Annotated in this window: 15 protein-coding genes; 7 read left to right on the top strand and 8 right to left on the bottom strand. The window is 69.3% G+C overall.

Annotated elements, in window-relative coordinates:
* Window position 1: 1 nt before the first annotated feature.
* The 4 genes from clpS to DDF67_RS00540 form a co-directional block, all read right to left on the bottom strand.
* The gene (clpS, locus tag DDF67_RS00560) at window positions 2-328 is read right to left on the bottom strand and encodes an ATP-dependent Clp protease adapter ClpS (RefSeq protein WP_058347605.1); all 327 of its coding nucleotides are present in this window, start codon (window positions 326-328) and stop codon (window positions 2-4) included.
* Window positions 329-723: 395 nt separating this feature from the next.
* Window positions 724-1,515, bottom strand: coding sequence for a TrmH family RNA methyltransferase (locus DDF67_RS00550; RefSeq protein WP_109099035.1), 792 nt, complete (start codon window positions 1,513-1,515; stop codon window positions 724-726).
* Between the two features lie 3 nt (window positions 1,516-1,518).
* The gene (locus tag DDF67_RS00545) at window positions 1,519-2,430 is read right to left on the bottom strand and encodes a class I SAM-dependent methyltransferase (protein ID WP_109099034.1); all 912 of its coding nucleotides are present in this window, start codon (window positions 2,428-2,430) and stop codon (window positions 1,519-1,521) included.
* A 17-nt stretch (window positions 2,431-2,447) separates the two neighbouring features.
* On the bottom strand, window positions 2,448-3,860 hold the full coding sequence (locus DDF67_RS00540; RefSeq protein WP_109099033.1) for a glycosyltransferase: 1,413 nt from the start codon (window positions 3,858-3,860) through the stop codon (window positions 2,448-2,450).
* 178 nt (window positions 3,861-4,038) lie between these two features.
* On the opposite strand from DDF67_RS00540, the gene DDF67_RS00535 reads away from it, so the two are divergent.
* From DDF67_RS00535 to DDF67_RS00525, 3 genes are all read left to right on the top strand, one after another.
* Window positions 4,039-4,677 (top strand): TetR/AcrR family transcriptional regulator, encoded by a 639-nt coding sequence (locus DDF67_RS00535; protein ID WP_109099032.1) that lies wholly within the window; start codon window positions 4,039-4,041, stop codon window positions 4,675-4,677.
* 145 nt (window positions 4,678-4,822) lie between these two features.
* Window positions 4,823-6,106, top strand: coding sequence for an alginate export family protein (locus DDF67_RS00530; protein WP_109099031.1), 1,284 nt, complete (start codon window positions 4,823-4,825; stop codon window positions 6,104-6,106).
* Between the two features lie 244 nt (window positions 6,107-6,350).
* A complete protein-coding gene (locus DDF67_RS00525) occupies window positions 6,351-7,631 on the top strand; it encodes an alginate export family protein (protein ID WP_109099030.1) in 1,281 nt (426 codons plus the stop codon).
* On the opposite strand, the gene DDF67_RS00520 is transcribed toward DDF67_RS00525, so the two are convergent.
* The 3 genes from DDF67_RS00520 to DDF67_RS00510 all read right to left on the bottom strand — a co-directional run bounded on the left by DDF67_RS00520 (window position 7,628) and on the right by DDF67_RS00510 (window position 10,322).
* Window positions 7,628-8,269, bottom strand: a complete 642-nt coding sequence (locus DDF67_RS00520; protein WP_109099029.1) for a GntR family transcriptional regulator — start codon at window positions 8,267-8,269, stop codon at window positions 7,628-7,630. The genes DDF67_RS00525 and DDF67_RS00520 overlap by 4 nt on opposite strands.
* Window positions 8,270-8,361: 92 nt before the next feature.
* A complete protein-coding gene (locus DDF67_RS00515) occupies window positions 8,362-9,360 on the bottom strand; it encodes a 4-hydroxyproline epimerase (protein ID WP_109099028.1) in 999 nt (332 codons plus the stop codon).
* A 44-nt stretch (window positions 9,361-9,404) separates the two neighbouring features.
* Window positions 9,405-10,322, bottom strand: a complete 918-nt coding sequence (locus tag DDF67_RS00510) for a dihydrodipicolinate synthase family protein (RefSeq protein ID WP_199229104.1) — start codon at window positions 10,320-10,322, stop codon at window positions 9,405-9,407.
* A gap of 62 nt (window positions 10,323-10,384) precedes the next feature.
* Between DDF67_RS00510 and DDF67_RS00505 the strand changes: the two genes are divergently transcribed.
* Window positions 10,385-11,653 carry an NAD(P)/FAD-dependent oxidoreductase gene (locus DDF67_RS00505; protein WP_109099027.1) on the top strand — a complete coding sequence of 423 codons (1,269 nt, stop codon included), beginning with the start codon at window positions 10,385-10,387 and terminating at the stop codon, window positions 11,651-11,653.
* A complete protein-coding gene (locus DDF67_RS00500) occupies window positions 11,650-12,858 on the top strand; it encodes a M24 family metallopeptidase (RefSeq protein WP_109099026.1) in 1,209 nt (402 codons plus the stop codon). The genes DDF67_RS00505 and DDF67_RS00500 overlap by 4 nt, the downstream gene beginning before the upstream one ends.
* Before the next feature lie 36 nt (window positions 12,859-12,894).
* On the opposite strand, the gene DDF67_RS00495 is transcribed toward DDF67_RS00500, so the two are convergent.
* Complete coding sequence (locus DDF67_RS00495; RefSeq protein WP_109099025.1) at window positions 12,895-14,205, bottom strand: S41 family peptidase; 1,311 nt, start codon at window positions 14,203-14,205, stop codon at window positions 12,895-12,897.
* 210 nt (window positions 14,206-14,415) lie between these two features.
* Here DDF67_RS00495 and lepB point away from each other — a divergent pair, with 210 nt between their 5' ends.
* On the top strand, window positions 14,416-15,273 hold the full coding sequence (gene lepB, locus DDF67_RS00490) for a signal peptidase I (RefSeq protein ID WP_109099024.1): 858 nt from the start codon (window positions 14,416-14,418) through the stop codon (window positions 15,271-15,273).
* A gap of 4 nt (window positions 15,274-15,277) precedes the next feature.
* A complete protein-coding gene (gene rnc / locus DDF67_RS00485) occupies window positions 15,278-15,982 on the top strand; it encodes a ribonuclease III (protein ID WP_109099023.1) in 705 nt (234 codons plus the stop codon).
* Window positions 15,983-16,249: the final 267 nt, after the last annotated feature.

Below are 16,249 nucleotides of genomic sequence, written 5' to 3'. Positions count from 1 at the left end.
CTCAATCCTTTTCCATGGTGCACTGCAGCGGGTGCTGATGTCTGCGGGCTGAGTCGATCACCTGGGCGACTTTGGTCTCGGCGACTTCGTAGGTGAAAACCCCGCAGACGCCGACGCCGTTCTGGTGAACGTGCAACATGATCCGGGTCGCGTCTTCGCGCGACTTGTTGAAGAACCGTTCGAGCACGTAAACGACGAACTCCATGGGGGTGTAGTCGTCGTTCAGGATCAGTACGCGATAAAGCGAGGGCTTCTGCGTCTTCGGCTTCACTTCCGTGACGACCGAAGAGCCCGCGCCTGTATTTCCGCCTTGCTTTCGCTCGGCCATCGACCGCTTTCTCCCGGCGGGAAGCAAATCACCCGCCTTCATGAATTAGATATGGAAAAGCGGCGGCTTTGGAAGAGGCCGCCGCCCGACTGCGCCGCTTTAACACAGGGGCGCCGCCGAAATCGGCTTCACGTTTGGGAGAGCGGCGAAGGTGGCCTGTGCGTTCCCGCGGCGAGGCTGCGAAATGGTGTGCGGCCTGGTGTCGCGCAAGGGGGAGGCGGCGCTCGAAAAGCCGTCCGCTATCCAACTGTCGCCTTCCTGGGCCTCATGCCCAGGATCCATGGTTCCGCCGCTCAGGCCGCGAAAGATGCGGTCGAGGTTTGAAGCGGTCGCCGGCATGGGTCCTCGCCACGCGGGCGAGGGAAGCAAGTTTCGGAAGGCGGGAGGAGAAGCGGCTACCCCGTCACCGTATAGATCATGATCCCCGTGGCCACCGACAGGTTCAGGCTGTCGGCGCGGCCGCGCATGGGGATCTTGACGTTGACGTCGCAGGCGGCGGCCAGTTCGGGCGGCAGGCCCTGCTGCTCGTTGCCCATCAGGATCAGCGAGGGCTTCACGTAGTCGGCGCTCTTGTGGTCGACGGTGGCGGTCAGCAGGGTGCCGACCACGCTGCCGGGCCATTCCTCGCGCCAGGCCAGGAACTCCTGCACGGTGGCCTTGGCGATCTTGACGGCGAAGACCGAGCCCATGGTCGCCCGCACCCCTTCGACCGAGTAGGGGTCGACGCAGTCGCCCACCAGGATCACCCCGCCGGCGCCGGCCGCGTCGGCCGTGCGGATGATGGTGCCCAGATTGCCCGGATCACGGACGGCCTGCAGGGCCACCCAGCAGTCGGCGCTCTGCGGCACGATGGCCGACAGAGGCGTGTAGACTTGGCGGAACACGCCAACCACGGCTTGCGGATTGTCGCGGCGCGAGACCTTTTCCAGGATCTCGCGATTGACCTCGATGACCTCGCCGCCGGCGGCGGCGCAGGCCTTGGCGGCCTTCTGCAGCATCGGGTGGTCGGCCGCGTCGGGGCCGTACATCAGGATCTTGGGCGCGTGGCCGCAGTCGATCGCCTCGATGACGATCTTCAGGCCCTCGGCCAGGAACAGGCCGCTGTCCTCGCGCTCCTTGCGCATGTGCAGGGCGCGGACGGCCTTCACCGTGGCGTTGGTCAGGGAGGTGACGGTCTTGACGCTCATCTCTTAAGCCTCCGACGACCAGCGGGCGAAGAACGACAGGCCGATCTGGCGGTCGCCCTTGTCTTCCACGAGGGACAGTTCGCCCCAGTCGATGACGCCGGCGCGGCCGTCCAGCGCCTGGGCCAGCAGGCCCGACATGGCAGCCCCCGAGACGCGGGCGGCATAGGCGTTCATCAGCAGGAAGTCGGCGTCCTCGGCCAGCAATTGGGCGCAGTCGGCCGCCAGGGCCGGCAGGTCCTCGAACAGGCGCCACACCTCGCCGTCGGGACCGCGGCCGAACTTCGGCGGGTCGAGGATGATGCCGTCATAGACGTTGCCGCGCCGAACCTCGCGGGCGACGAAGCGGCGGGCGTCCTCGACGATCCAGCGGATCGGCTTGTCGGCGAGGCCTGCGAAGGCGGCGTTTTCGCGCGCGAAGCCGACCGACTTCTTGGAGGCGTCCACGTGGGTGACATGGGCGCCGGCCGCCGCGCAGACCAGGCTGGCCACGCCGGTATAGCCGAACAGGTTCAGGATCTTGGGCTGGCGGCCGCCGGCCTTGACGAAGGCGCGCACGCGCTCGTCCTGCCAGGCCCAGTTGGCGGCCTGCTCGGGGAAGAAGGCCAGATGCCGGAACGGCGTGAACTGGCCGTGGAACTTCGCCTCGCCCCAGGCCAGGTCGAACTTTTCGATCGGCTTGCCGCGGAAGCGCCAGCGGCCGGCCTCGTCCTCGTCGGAGGGATCGAACACGGCGTCGGCCTCGTCCCAGGCGCTGGCCGGCAGGCGAGGCTCCCAGAAGCACTGCGGCTCGGGGCGCACGACGGTGTAGCGGCCGTAGCGTTCCAGCTTCTTGCCGCGCCCGCTGTCCAGCAGGGCGTAGTCGGCCCAGCCGGTGGTGCGCATGACGAGGGGAGAGGCGGCGATGGTCGGATGCATGGCCACGCCATACGCGCTCAGCCCAAGCGTCGTCCAGCCCGGGGCGCATGCGGGGTCTTGTCCCAGTGGTGCGGACGGCGCACGAACTGCCAAAGTGCGTGGCATCCGGCCCAGCCTTGGAGCAGCCAGATCAAGGGCAGGCCCAGCAGGTCCAGCGCCTTGGCCGAGCCGCCCGCGCGTTGTCGACCGATCGCCGCGGCGATCGCCGAACCGCTCCAGGCATAGGCGAAGAGCGCAAATCCCGCGCCGTCGATCGCGGCGCGCCCGTCGGGGGCGAGATCCAGCGCGATCATCAGCAGGGCGCCGACGAACACTGGCGCATGCAGGTGCGTCGAGGTCAGCGACAGGAACAGCGTGAGAAACAGCGCCAGGGCCACGCGCGGCCGCCGCGCGGCCGGCCCCCTCATGTGCACCAGCAGGGTGGCCAGATGGCCTTTGATCCAACGGGCGCGCTGTGGTCGCCAGGCCTTCCAGGTGGTCGGGGCGGTTTCCAGCGTCGGTCGGTCGATGACGTCCAGGATGTAGCCGGCCGCCGCCAGCCGGAAGCCGACGTCGGCGTCTTCCGTCACGTTGAAGGCGTCCCAGCCGCCCACGGTCCGCAGGGGCGCAACGGCGAAGTGGTTGCTGGTGCCGCCCAGCGGAAAGGCCAGTCGCCAGCGGGCCAGGGCCGGCAGCAGCACCTCGAAGTGGGCGGCGTATTCCTGCTGGAACTGTCGGGGCAGGAGGCCGGCGATGGCCGGGATCTCGATGCGCAGCGGCGCCTGCAGGCAGGCCAGGTGCGCAGGCCCGGCGGCGAAGCGGGCCGCCGCCTCACGCAGTTGTTGCGGATCGGGCGCGTCTTCGGCGTCGTAGATCACCAGCAGTTCGCCCCGCGCCCGCTCCAGCGCGTGGTTGCAGGCTCTGGGCTTGGTCTTTGGGCCGCCTGGCGGCACGACCAGCACCTGGATGAAGGCCGGCAGGTCCAGGGCGTGAAAGGCGGCGATGGTCTCGGCATCGTCGGCCTCCAGAGCCACCAGCACCTGCAGGCGCTCGCGCGGATAGTCCAGCCGCCCGAGATTGGTCACCAGCTCGGCCGCCACCGAGGCTTCCTTGTAGAGCGGCGCCAGCACCGTGTAGGCGGGCAGCGCGGCGTCGGGCAGTAAAGGGGCCTTGGCCTTGAGGCGCGGGGTCAGGGCGGCGACCAGCCGCAGCGTCGCCAGCAGGGCGAACAGCGACAGACCCGTCCATTTCAGGATGGCGAGCGTCGTCCCAGTGGCGAAGGCCAGGCTCGTCGCCAAGCCGAGGAGCATGGCGGCCAGAACCGCGCCCTGACCTGGGCTAAGCCGCCGGTGCGCGCCGTCTATCGCCGGCAGCGGCGTGACCAGCGGCGGATCGGGCAGGATCGCATGATCCAGCCCATCGGCATGCAGCCGCCGTTCCTCGCGCGCCATCGTGTCCCCCACCCTTGGCCTGAACCTGGGCCTTTCGGCGGGAGCGACTCGATAAACTCAACTATAAAGTGTCAAATAGAAAAATACATATTCTACGTGAAACCGGCGTTACGCTTGTCGGCCCTGAGTGATTCCCGTTTAGTGTCAGGTCGGGGAAGAGGGAAGGACATACCGTACCGTGACCGTCGCGTTGAAGAAGCCGCCCAGGTCCGCCCGCAAACCCAAGGGCGACGGGCACATGCGCCGGGGCGAGATCCTGGCCGCCGCCGAGAAGATCTTCATCGCCGAAGGCTATGCCGGGGCGACGATCCGCAAGATTGCCGACGCCGTGGGCGTGTCCTCGACCGCGCTCTACATGCACTTCCGCGACAAGGACCAGATCCTGCTGGAGATCGGCAAGGAAGCCATCGAGCAACTGCTGTCGATCAATGTCGCCCTGTCGCAGGAGCCGATCGACGCGGTCGAGAAGGTGCGGCGGATGCTCGACGCCTACATGCGCTTCGCCTTCGACAATCCCAACACCTACCAGCTGGTGTTTTGCGGCTCGAACGAGGCGATCTCGGTGGAGAAGCAGCAGGCCGTGTCCGACCTCGGCGACCGCTGCTTCGACGAGTTCAGCGGCCCGATCCGCGAGATCGCCGCCGCCGGTCGCCTGAAGACCGGCACCGCCGAAAGCGCCGCCCAGGTGCTGTGGGCCGCCTGTCACGGCATCGTCTCTCTGGTCATCACCAAGCCCAGCCGCAGCTGGGCTCCGCCCGAGGAGCTGATGCAGGTCACGCTGGACGGGGTGATGCACGGCCTGATCGCCGACAGGTAGTGGGCCGCGCGGGCGAGTGACAAACGGTCGCACCCGCGAAATTCTCGCCCGCTGCCAAAGGCTTAGCCAGTGCGTGGAAAAACAACGCTGTTCGATGGCGCGGCGGTGGTAGCGGGTTAACTCTTGGCACCTACAGCCCCGCCGCATGAACAGACTTCATGTTGTGTGTGCGGGCCTCGCGGCCCTGGCCTGGTCGAGCGGCGCGAGCGCGCAGGAGGCCTCGCTGCTGGATGCGGTGAAGGCCGGCAAGCCGCTGCTGGAGATCCGCGCCCGCTACGAGCGGTACGACCAGACCAAGACCGCCACCTTGCGCAACAACGCCGAGGGCACGACGGTGCGCACGCGCTTTGGCTGGGAGACCGGCGCCTGGCATGACGTGAAGGCCCTGATCGAGTTCGACGATGTCCGCCGCATCGGTCCCGAACACTTCGCCATCACCACCCCGGGCGTTTCCACCCCGCTGAACGGCGCCGACAAGGCCCGCTTCCCGGCGATCAACGATCCCAACGTCACCGAGGTGAACCGCGCCCAGCTGCAATGGACGCCCAGCAAGGCGCTGCAACTGACCGCCGGTCGCCAGAAGATCCAGTTCGACGATCAGCGCTTCGTCGCCGCCGCCGCCTGGCGCCAGGACGAGCAGACCTATGACGGCTTGCGCGCCGACCTGTCGCTGAGCCGGTTCAAGGGGACCTACGTCTACGTCACCCGCGTGAACCGGGCGCTGGGCGAACGCCGCGACTGGGACAGCGACAGCCATTTCGTCAACGCCAGCTGGACCTTCTCGGAGGCTCTGAAGGCCACGGGCTTCGTCTATGCCCTCGACTTCTCGGATTCGCCGCTGAACACCTCGATCACCAAGGGCGTGCGAGCTGTCGGCAAGGCCAGGGCCGGCGCCTACACCCTCAACTACTCGGCCGGTTTCGCCCGCCAGAGCGACTATCACCGCGCCACCGCCGACTACGAACTCGACTATCTGGGCGGCGAGTTCGCGGCCACGCGCGGAATCTACACGGCCCAGATCGGCTACCACACGCTCGAGGGGGACGGCACGCGCGGCTTCGGCGCGCCGCTGGGCGCCGCGCACGGCTTCTACGGCTGGGCCGACGCCTGGTCGTCGCTGGGCGGCAACAAGAGCTTCGCCGACGGCCTAGACGACCTCAACTTCACCGTCACGCTCAAGCCCAAGATCAAGATGCGTAACTTCTCCAGTCCCGAACTGCTGGTCCGCTATCACGACTTCGACGACGACCGCACGGGCGCCGATCTCGGCCACGAGTGGAACGCCCAACTGACCGCGACGATCGCCCCCAAGCTGTCGGCCCAGCTGAAATACGCGGGTTTCGACCGCGTGAACTCGGTCCCGGCGGGAACCCTTGCTCCGCCCGCCTCACGCAAGAAGGTGTGGTTCACCCTCGAATACAAGCTCTGAAACCGTCCGTGCGGGGAGGGGCGGCGCCCGGTTCGTGGGCGCCTGGCCCATAACGCTCCGATAGCGCCGGTTTGCCGATTGCCGGCCCGCGCAGCCGGCCTCTTGCTGGTCGCGACACGCGGGACAACGGCGTTCCGCGAGGGCCGAGAGGCTCGACGCCGCCACGACGCGGCGACTGGTTTGGACAACGACGTCCGGAGGGGGCTTGCCGCCCCCGCCGGGCGTTTTTTTATGGGGAAGAGGCATGAGGGGAACCAAGGCGGCGCTGGCGCTCGGAACGGGCCTGGTCGCGGCGCTATGGGGCGCGGGGGCGAACGCCCAGGCGGCCGGTGCGAAGACCTCGGCGGGCAAGCCGATCCTGGAGCTGCGCCTACGCTATGAGGGCGTCGACCAGGCCAATTTCGCCAAGGACGCCAGGGCGATCACGCTGCGCACGCGCCTGGGCTGGGAGACAGGGGCCTGGAAGGGTCTAAAGGGCCTGGTCGAGCTGGAGGACGTCCGCGCCCTGGGCGGCGAGCGCTACGCCGTCAACGTGCCCGGCGCGACCACCCCGCCGCTGAACGGCGCCGACAAGGCCCGCTATCCGGTGGTCAACGATCCCGAGGTCACCGAATTGAACCGCGCCCAGGTCAGCTGGACGCCAAGCAAGGCCGTGCAGGTGGTCGTCGGCCGCCAGCGGATCCTGCTGGACGACCAGCGCTTCGTCGGCGCCGTCGCCTGGCGCCAGGACGAGCAGACCTTCGACGCGGTGCGGATCGACGGCCGCCATGGCCAGTGGTCGGGAACCTACGCGTACGTCACGCGGGTCAACCGCATCCTGGGCGACCTGCGCGACTGGAACAGCGACAGCCATCTGGCGAACGTGGCCTGGACGCCGTCCGAGACCTTGAAGCTGCAGGGCTTCGTCTACGCTCTGGATTTCCAGAATTCGCCGGTCAATTCGTCGATCACCAGGGGTCTCAAGGCGACCGGCAAGGCCCAGGCCGGACCCTACAGGCTGGCCTATAGCGCGACCTTCGCCCGCCAGAGCGACTGGCATGGCAATACGGCGAGCTACGACCTCGACTACCTGGCCGGCGAGGCGGCCGCGACTTTCGACATCTACACCGCCCGCCTGGGCTACGAGCGGCTGGAGGGCGACGGAACGCGCGGCTTCACAACCCCTCTGGGGACGGTGCATGCCTTCAACGGCTGGTCGGACTCCTGGGTCTCGCCCGGCGGCAACAAGAGCTTCGCCGACGGTCTGCGCGACCTGAACCTTGGTCTGTCGGTCAAGCCGCGTCTCAAGGCCCGCTATTTCTCCAACGCCGATCTCCTGGTGCGTTGGCATGACTTCGACGACCAGCGCACGGGCGCGGATCTCGGCCAGGAGTGGGAGGCGCAGCTGACCGCGGCGATCACCCCCAGGCTGGCCCTGCTGGTGAAGTACGCCGACTTTCGCCGCGAGGCCTTCGTGCCAGCCGGAACCCTGGCCCCGCCGCCCTCGCGGACCAAGGCCTGGCTGTCGCTGGAATATAAACTCTAGGCCGCCAGCTGCTGGCGAAGGTCGGCCAGCGTGGCCTCGATGTGCTCGGCGACCAGGGTCTCGACCCTGGCCGCGTCGCCGGCCTTCCAGGCGTCGAGGATGGCCCGGTGCTCGCGGCTGGCGCGCTCGTCGCGACCTAGCGGCTCCAGGTGGATGCGCACATAGCGTTCCGACAGGATCTGCAGCCGCTCGACCAGTTGGCCGGTGACGTGCCCGCCGGGGCGGACCAGGGCCATGTGGAAGGCGCGGTTGCAGGTCACGTGGTCGCCGTGCGGCTTGCCGAGCTCGGCCTCCAGGGCCGCCAGCGCGGTCTCGGCCCGCGCGTGGTCGTCGGGACCGGCCCGCAGGGCCGCCTGCGCCACCGCGCCGGGCTCCAGCTTCAGGCGCAGGGCGAAGACCTCGCCGGCCTCTTCGCTCGAGGCCTGGCGCACCACATAGCCCTTGTTGGGATAGGAGCTCAGCAGGCCGTCCTGCTCCAGTCGGCTCAGCGCCTCGCGCAGCGGGATCTTCGACACCCCCAGCTCGGCGGCGATGGTGTCCTGCCGTACGGCCGTGCCCGGCGGCATGTCGCCCGTGAGGATTCTCCGTCGCACGATCTCATAGGTCTGATCGGAGAGGGTGCGGACGACGATACTCATGCGCTGCGAACTTGGCCCCTGGTCGGCGCCCCCGCGCCGAGATCGCCCGTATACCAGATTATCGGACGTTTCGGATTTAAACCTTGGGTGTCTCAGACGACCTGGAATCCCGTCGCGAACGGATCGGCCCGGTCGATCCAGATCGTGTTGAATCCGGTGGCGATCGCCGAGCCTTCTACCGATGGAATGATCGCCGGCCGTCCGCCCAGCGAGGTCTCGGCCTCCACCCGGCCGGTGAAGCGGCTCTTGATGTAGCTCTCGTGTACGAAGGCCTCGCCGACCTTCAGCCGGCCGGTGGCGAACAGGTGGGCCAGCCGCGCCGAGGTGCCGGTGCCGCACGGGCTGCGGTCGATGGCCCGATCGCCGTAGAACACCGCGTTGCGGCCGTCGGCGCCGTCGCTGGCGGGCGCGTCGGCCCACAGCACGTGGCTCACGCCACGGATGGTGGGGTCCAGGGGATGCGCCGGCTCGACCTTTTCTCGCACGAGGTTACGGACGATGGGGCTGAGGCGCAGGATTTCGGCGGCGCCCAGGGCGTCGACCCCGCGATAGGCGCCCTGCGGCTCGACGATGGCGTAGAAGTTGCCGCCATACGAGACGTCGATCGTCAGCGGTCCGAAGCCCGGAACCTCGATCTGGATCCCGGTCTCGGCCAGATAGCTGGCGACGTTGCGGATCTTCACCGACGTTACCTTGTCGCCGGCCGTCTCGTAGGCGATTTCGATGACGCCCGCCGGAACCTCCAGCCGCAGCCGCCCCGGCTGGCGCGCAATGAGCAGGCCGTGCTCCAGGGCGAAGGTGACGATGCCGATCGTGCCGTGGCCGCACATCGGCAGGCAGCCGCTGGTCTCGACGAACAGTATGCCCGCGTCGCAGTCGGGCAGCGTCGGTGGATAGAGAAAACCGCCCGACATCATGTCGTGCCCGCGCGGCTCGAACATCAGGCCGGTGCGGATCCAATCGAACCGCGCCAGGAAATCCTGCCGCCGCTCGCTCATGCTGGCCCCGGCCAGCAGCGGCGCGCCGCCGGCGATTAGCCGCACGGGGTTTCCGGCGGTGTGGCCGTCGATGCAGAAGAAGGTGTGGCGCATGAGGCCTCCGGGAACCGGGCGAGGGGCTGTCGAAGTCAGGTGTGTCAGGCCGCCCGGGCCTTGGCCAGCGCCGGCCGGGTCGCCGCGGCTTCCTCGACCATGGCCGCCACCTGCGCCCGCCGGGGTCCGGCCAGCGGCAGGCGGGGCATGCGCACGCGCTCGGAGCCCCGGCCCATCATCTCCTCGGCCAGCTTGATCGACTGGACGAGGTCGTGCTCGGCGTCGAGGTGCAGCAGCGGCATGAACCAGCGATATATGCGCCGCGCGGTCTCCAGGTCGCCGGCCTCGACCGCCTCCACCAGCGCCACGGACTCCTGGGGGAAGGCGCTGGTCAGGCCCGACACCCAGCCCTTGGCGCCCAGCAGCAGGCCCTCCAGCGCCACGTCGTCCAGGCCCGCCATCAGCACGAAGCGCTCGCCAAAGGCGCGGGAAAGATCGGTGAAGCGGCGGGTGTCCGGCGCGCTCTCCTTCACCGCGACGATGGTCGGCTCGTCGGCCAGGCGCGACAGCACTTCAAGGCCGATCGACACGCGATAGGCCGGCGGGTTGTTGTAGAGCATGATCGGCAGGCTGGAAGCCTGCGCCACGGTGCGGAAGTGGGCTTCCAGCTCGGCCTCCGTGGGCACGTAGACCATGGCCGGCAAGGCCATCAGGGCGTTCGCGCCGATCGCCTCGGCGTCGCGGGCGAAGGCGGCGGCGCGCGGCGTGGTCAGTTCCGAGCAGCCGACGATGATCGGCACGCGCCCGGCCACCACCTCTACGGCCGCCTTCAACAGGCCGCGCTTTTCGTCCGGCTCCAGGGAATTGTTCTCGCCGCAGGTGCCCAGCACCACCAAGCCATGCACCCCGTCGCGCACCAGATTGTCGAGCACCTGCTGGCTGGCGTCGTAGTCGACCGACAGGTCAGGCTTGAACTGGGTGGTGGCGGCGGGGAAAACCCCGGTCCAGCGCATGGGGCTCATTGCTTTACGGCTCCTGTTTGGTCATATCGTATACGATATTAAGCGCGAGGGCGTGGCAAGGGATGAAGGCGGCTGGAACGGCGGTGATCGGCGGCGGGATCGTCGGAACGGCCTGTGCGCTGGCCTTGCGGCGCGCCGGCGAGGACGTGCTGCTGATCGATCCGCGCCGTGACCCGCCGCCGGCTTCGTTCGGCAACGCCGGCCATATCGCCGTCGAGCAGGTCGAGCCGCTGGCCTCGCCCGCCGCCCTGGCCTCGGCGCCGCTCCGGCTGTTCGGCCTGGGCGGGGCGCTGGATTTCCGTCTGGCCGACGCGGCGGCCTGGGCGCCCTGGGTTTCCCGCTACGTCGCCGCCAGCACGGCGCAGCGCGCCGCCAAGGGCAGGGCGGCGCTCGGCGGCCTGTTGTCGGGCGCCCTGCCGGCCTGGCGACGTCTTGCCGCCTCCATCGACCGTCCCGACGTCCTGATGGAGCAGGGCCATCTGGTGGTCTGGGAAACCAGCGACGCGGCCCGCAGGGGCCTGGCCGCCTGGCGCGCGGCCGATATCGGCTCGGCGCGCCTTGCCAACCTCGACGACGCGGGCCTGCGCCGCGTCGCCCGCCAGGTGAAGACCCCGCTGGTCGGCGGGGTGCGCTTCGAGGGCACGGCCCAGGTCACCGCTCCCGGCGAGGTCCTGCGGTTGCTGGGCGAAGCGTTCGAGGCCGAGGGCGGCCGTCGCCTGGTCGCCGGCGTCGAGCGCCTCGCCTCCACCGGGCGCGGCGTCCAGGCCGTGCTGGACGGGGGCGAGCGCGTGGCCGCCGGTCGGATCCTGGTCGCCAGCGGCGTCGGCTCCGGCGCCTTGATGCGAAGCCTTGGCCATGTCGCTCCGGTGATCGCCGAGCGCGGCTATCATCTGGAAGGCGACGCGGGCGGCTGGAGCGACCTGCCGCCGGTGGTGTTCGAGGACCGTTCGCTGATCCTCACTCGCTTCGGCGAGCGGCTGCGGGCGGCCAGCTTCGTCGAGTTTTGCCGCGAGGCCTCGCCGCCCGATCCGATGAAGTGGGCCCGCCTGCGCCGGCATCTCGACGACCTGGGAATCGTCCTGCACGGCGAGGTGCGCCAATGGTCCGGGGCGCGGCCCACCTTGCCCGACTATCTGCCGGCCATCGGCAGGAGCCGCAGGGCTGACAACCTCTACTACGCTTTCGGCCACCAGCATCTGGGGCTGACCCTGGCGGCGACCACCGGCGAGATCACGGCCCGGCTGATGGCCGGCGAGCCCGTGGATCTGGCCCCCTTCGACATCGACCGGTTCGCGTCCGGTCGCGACAGGACGACGAGGATACGAGCATGACCCTGGGCGTTGGCGGATCGACCATGGCCGCCGAGCTGGCCGGCCTGACCCCGAGGGCCGGACGGCCGCCGGCCATCGCCGCGGCCGAGTACGAGGCGCGACTGGAGAAGGCGAGGGGGCTTACCCGCGCCCTGGGCGCCGACGCCCTGCTGATCGGCGCGGGCGCGTCGCTGCGCTACTTCACCGGCGTGCCTTGGGGCGCGACCGAGCGGCTGGTCGCCCTGCTGCTGCCCGTGACCGGCGCGCCGGTGATGATCTGCCCCGGCTTCGAGCTGGGCTCGCTGCAGGCCGACCTCAAGATCGAGGTCGAGATCCGCCTGTGGCAGGAGCACGAAAGTCCCGCCGCCCTGGTCGGACGATCGCTGGCGGAACTGGGCGCCGACGTCCTGGCCCTGGACCCGGCTGCGCCGTTCTCGCTGTTCGCCGCGCTGCGTGAAGCCGCGCCGTCGCTGTCAGTGAAGGACGCGGGCGCGGTGGTCGACGGCTGCCGGGGCGTGAAGTCGACGGCCGAGCTGGCACTGATGCGCTACGCCAAGGCCATCACCCTTGACGTGCACCGCCGCGCCGGCGCGGTGCTGGCGCCGGGCGTGCGGGCCAGCGAGGTCAAGCGCTTCATCGACGAGGCCCATCGCGCGGCCGGCACGACCGGCTCGACCTTCTGCGCGGTGCAGTTCGGCGAGGCCACGGCCTATCCGCATGGTCTGCCGGGCGACCAGGAACTGGCCGAGGGCGACCTCGTGCTGATCGACACCGGCTGCCAGGTCGAGGGCTACCAGGCCGACATCACCCGCACCTACGTCTTCGGAACGCCTTTGGCCGAGCACCGCCGGATCTGGGAGATCGAGCATGAGGCGCAGGCGGCCGCCTTCGCCGCCGTGCGTCCGGGCCTGCCGTGCGAGACCATCGACGCCGTCGCCCGCCAGGTGCTCGAACGCCACGGCCTGGGCCCCGACTACGCCCTGCCGGGCCTGCCGCACCGCACCGGCCACGGCATCGGCCTCGCCATCCACGAGGGCCCTTACCTGGTGCGCGGCGACGCCACCCCGCTGGCGCCGGGCATGTGCTTCTCGAACGAGCCGATGATCGTCATCCCCGGCCGCTTCGGCGTGCGCCTGGAAGACCACTTCCATGTGACTGAAACCGGCGCGGCCTGGTTCACCCCGCCATCGCCCACTATCGACGACCCGTTCGGCCTGAGGATCTGAGGAAAGTTCCCGTTCGCACGTTGCGCGCTTGAGGCGCTAGGCGCCCGGCGCCGCTTCGCGCCGGTACCGCGAGCCGCCGCCCTCGTAGCCGATCGCCTCGAAGGCCGTGACAGCGCCCTTGGCGTCGCGTTCGAACACCACGCGGCGGGCGGTCTCGCCCAAGATCGTGAAGGTTTCCCCGCCCAGCGGCAGCAGCACGCTCAGCGGCCGGCGGCCGCGCTTCATGGCCAGGCGCCCCTCGACCTCCACGATCTCGACCGCGCCATAGGCCCCGACATAGTCGCCCAGCGGCTTGGTCGCCGGCGGGGCGGTCTCGGCGCGGATCGCTTCCAGGGCCCAGCGGGCGTCCTGGGCGGCGGGGCCGGTCGCGGTCTTCAGCACCGTCTCCAGCGCCAGGGCGCGGGCCGCATCCAGGGCCTTGGCGGCCGGAATCTGTACGTCGGGCTGCACGCCGCCGCCCTCCCAGTTGGTCCCCGTGATCGGGCTGACTGGCGAGCCGTTGGAGACGAAGATCGAGAAGCCGCCCGCCACCGGCACGGGGCCGCCGGGATTGGCCGCGCCGCCGCTGGCCTCGCCGACGATCACCGCCCGCCTGGCGTTCTTCAGGGTGTAGGCCAGGGCCTCGGCCGCCGAGCCGGTGCGGCCGCTGGTAAGCACGTAGAGCGGGATTGCCAGGCGAGGCGCCGGATACCAGTCCTTGGGGGCCTCGCTCTCGGTTCCCTCGCGGTACCTGAAGGTGTTGTAGATGTTCGCGCCCCTGGGCGTGAAGGCGCTGGCCAGGTAGCCGACCATGGCCGGCGAGCCGCCGCCGTTGTCGCGCAGGTCGATGATCACCGCGTCGGTGTTCGCCACCATCTGCAGCGCCGCCTCGATGGCCTTGCGGGCCGGGGCGTCGGGCTGGTCAAATTCGAAGTCGGCGAACATCCGCATGTCGATATAGCCGAGATTGCCGCCCAGGATCTCGACCCGGCGGATGCCGTAGTTGGCGCGCCTGACTGCATCGACGCGCGACGGCCCAGGACCGGCAGCCGGACCCTGCGAGGAGCGGGGGGCAGCGGCGGCCTCGGCCGACCAGGAGACATTGAAGTGATGGTCCAGCGGCCGCAGGCGCTCGCTCAGCTTGGTGGCCAGATCGCGCGGATCGGTCAGGCGGTCGTAGGTTCCCCTTGCGGCCTCGGCCCGCAGCTGCGAGGCGACGGCCGCGCCCTTTGCGGCGTCGTAATAGTTGTCGGCGATCGCCTGGGCCACGCCTTCGACCACCGGGCGGGGAGAAATCTCGGCTGCGCGGGCCTGCCAGGCGGCGGCGACGCCGACGGCTAGCATGAACAGCGGGGTGAACGAGCGCATCGGCAAGGCCCTGAGGAAAACGTCGCCGGGAGAACATCATTCGCCAAACCGCGCGGCCAATGAATAATCTTTAAGGTGAGCTCGCGGCGCGGCGCCAAACGGGCGCCATGAAGCGTCACTATCGCCGGCGGTGCTTGCCCGCGACGACAACCGCGTCTAGCAAGACCTGTCGGGCTCGCCCGACCCTCAATCGCAAAGAGCCCCGCGCGCATGACCGAAGCCGTCGAGACCTCGCCTCCCGAAGAAGAAAAGGGCGGCGCCGTCAACGAATTCATCGAGATCGTAAAGACCGTGGCCTATGCGCTGGCCATCGCGCTGGTGCTGCGGGTGCTGCTGTTCCAGCCGTTCACGATCCCGTCGGCCTCGATGGAGCCCAACCTCTATCAAGGCGACTACATCATCGTCTCGAAGTTCTCGTACGGCTATTCGAAGCACTCGATCCCGTTCAGCCCGCCGCTGTTCAAGGGCCGCATCCTGGGCTCGGCGCCCAAGCGGGGCGACATCATCGTCTTCAAGCTGCCGCGCGATGGCCACGTCGACTACATCAAGCGCCTGGTCGGCCTGCCCGGCGACAAGATCCAGGTCCGCGGCGGCGCGCTCTACATCAACGGCCAGGCCGTCAAGCGCCAGGAACAGGCCGACGTGCTGGTCGACAGCGGCTACGGCTTCACCCAGCCGATGAAGCGCATCCAGGAAACCACCCCTGAAGGCCGCACCTACCTGACCCAGGCCGACGCCGGCCCGGACACGCAGGGCGACAACACCGGCGTCTATGAAGTGCCGCAGGGCTGCTACTTCTTCATGGGCGACAACCGCGACAACTCGGCCGACAGCCGCTTCAACCCGGGCATCTCGCCGTTCAAGACGGACTCGGGAACCTGCAAGTGGAACTACGAGAACGACCAGTACACCGGCGACGCCATCGGCGTGGGCTTCGTCCCGGCCGAGAACCTGGTCGGCAAGGCGCAGATCATCCTGCTGTCGTGGAACGCCGACGCTCACCTGTTCAAGCCCTGGACCTGGTTCATGGACGCGCGTCCGAGCCGCTTCTTCCGCGTGCTGAAGTAAGATCATGGCCGTGAAGGACAGACGGGTCGCCGCCGTCGGCGACCTGGAGCGCCGGATCGGTCATCGGTTCGAGGATCGCGAACTGCTCGAGCGGGCGCTGACCCACGCCAGCGTCGGCGACGGGGCCAAGGCCAAGGTGCGCGACAACGAGGTGCTGGAGTTCATCGGCGACCGGGTGCTCGGGCTCCTGGCCGCCGAGGCGCTTTCCGAGCGCTTCCCCAAGGCCAAGGAGGGCGAACTCGCCCCGCGCCTGAACGCCCTGGTCAGCCGCGAGACCTGCGCTCGCGTCGCCAAGGGCGCCGAGCTTGGCCCGGCGCTGCGCCTGTCGGCCTCGTCGAGCAAGATCGGCGGCCGCGAGACGGAGTCGATCCTGGCCGGCGCCTGCGAGGCGCTGATGGCGGCCCTCTACCAGGACGGCGGGCTGGAGCTGGCCCGCAAGGTCTTCCTCGACCTGTGGGCCGAAGAGTTCGATCGGGCCGGGCAGGAGCGTCCGCGCGATCCCAAGACCGCGCTTCAGGAATGGGCGCAGAGCAAGGCCCGCCCGCTGCCGACCTACCGCGTGCTCGACCGCACCGGCCCCGACCACGCCCCGGTGTTCACCGTCGAGGTCAGCGTCAAGGACGTCGATCCAGCCATCGCCAAGGGCAAGTCGCGGCAGGAGGCCGAGAAGGCCGCCGCCAAGGCGCTGCTGGAGCGGGAGGCGGGCTGACCTCAAACCCTCTCCCCCGAAGGGCGTGTTGCTTAAAACGGCGGATCGTCGAGGTTGAGGTGGCGGACGGGCGGCCGAGAGGCTGATGAGCCACTCTGGAGGCTCTTTGGCCGGGCGGAGGGGGCTTTTTTCCAGACTGCAGACGCAGTGAGCCCCTGGAAGCCTCCGCTCAGGTCGCGGTGAGTGCGGTCCAGCGGCGCAGGTTGAAGGCGATGGCGGCCATCAGGACTTGGGCGCGGGCCTTTGTCAGGCCGACATAGCGGATGA

The sequence above is a fragment of the Caulobacter endophyticus genome, assembly GCF_003116815.1.
Taxonomy (GTDB): domain Bacteria; phylum Pseudomonadota; class Alphaproteobacteria; order Caulobacterales; family Caulobacteraceae; genus Caulobacter; species Caulobacter endophyticus.
The sequence above is the reverse complement of the archived record's forward strand: the minus strand, read 5'-3'. Positions and strand labels throughout refer to the sequence as shown.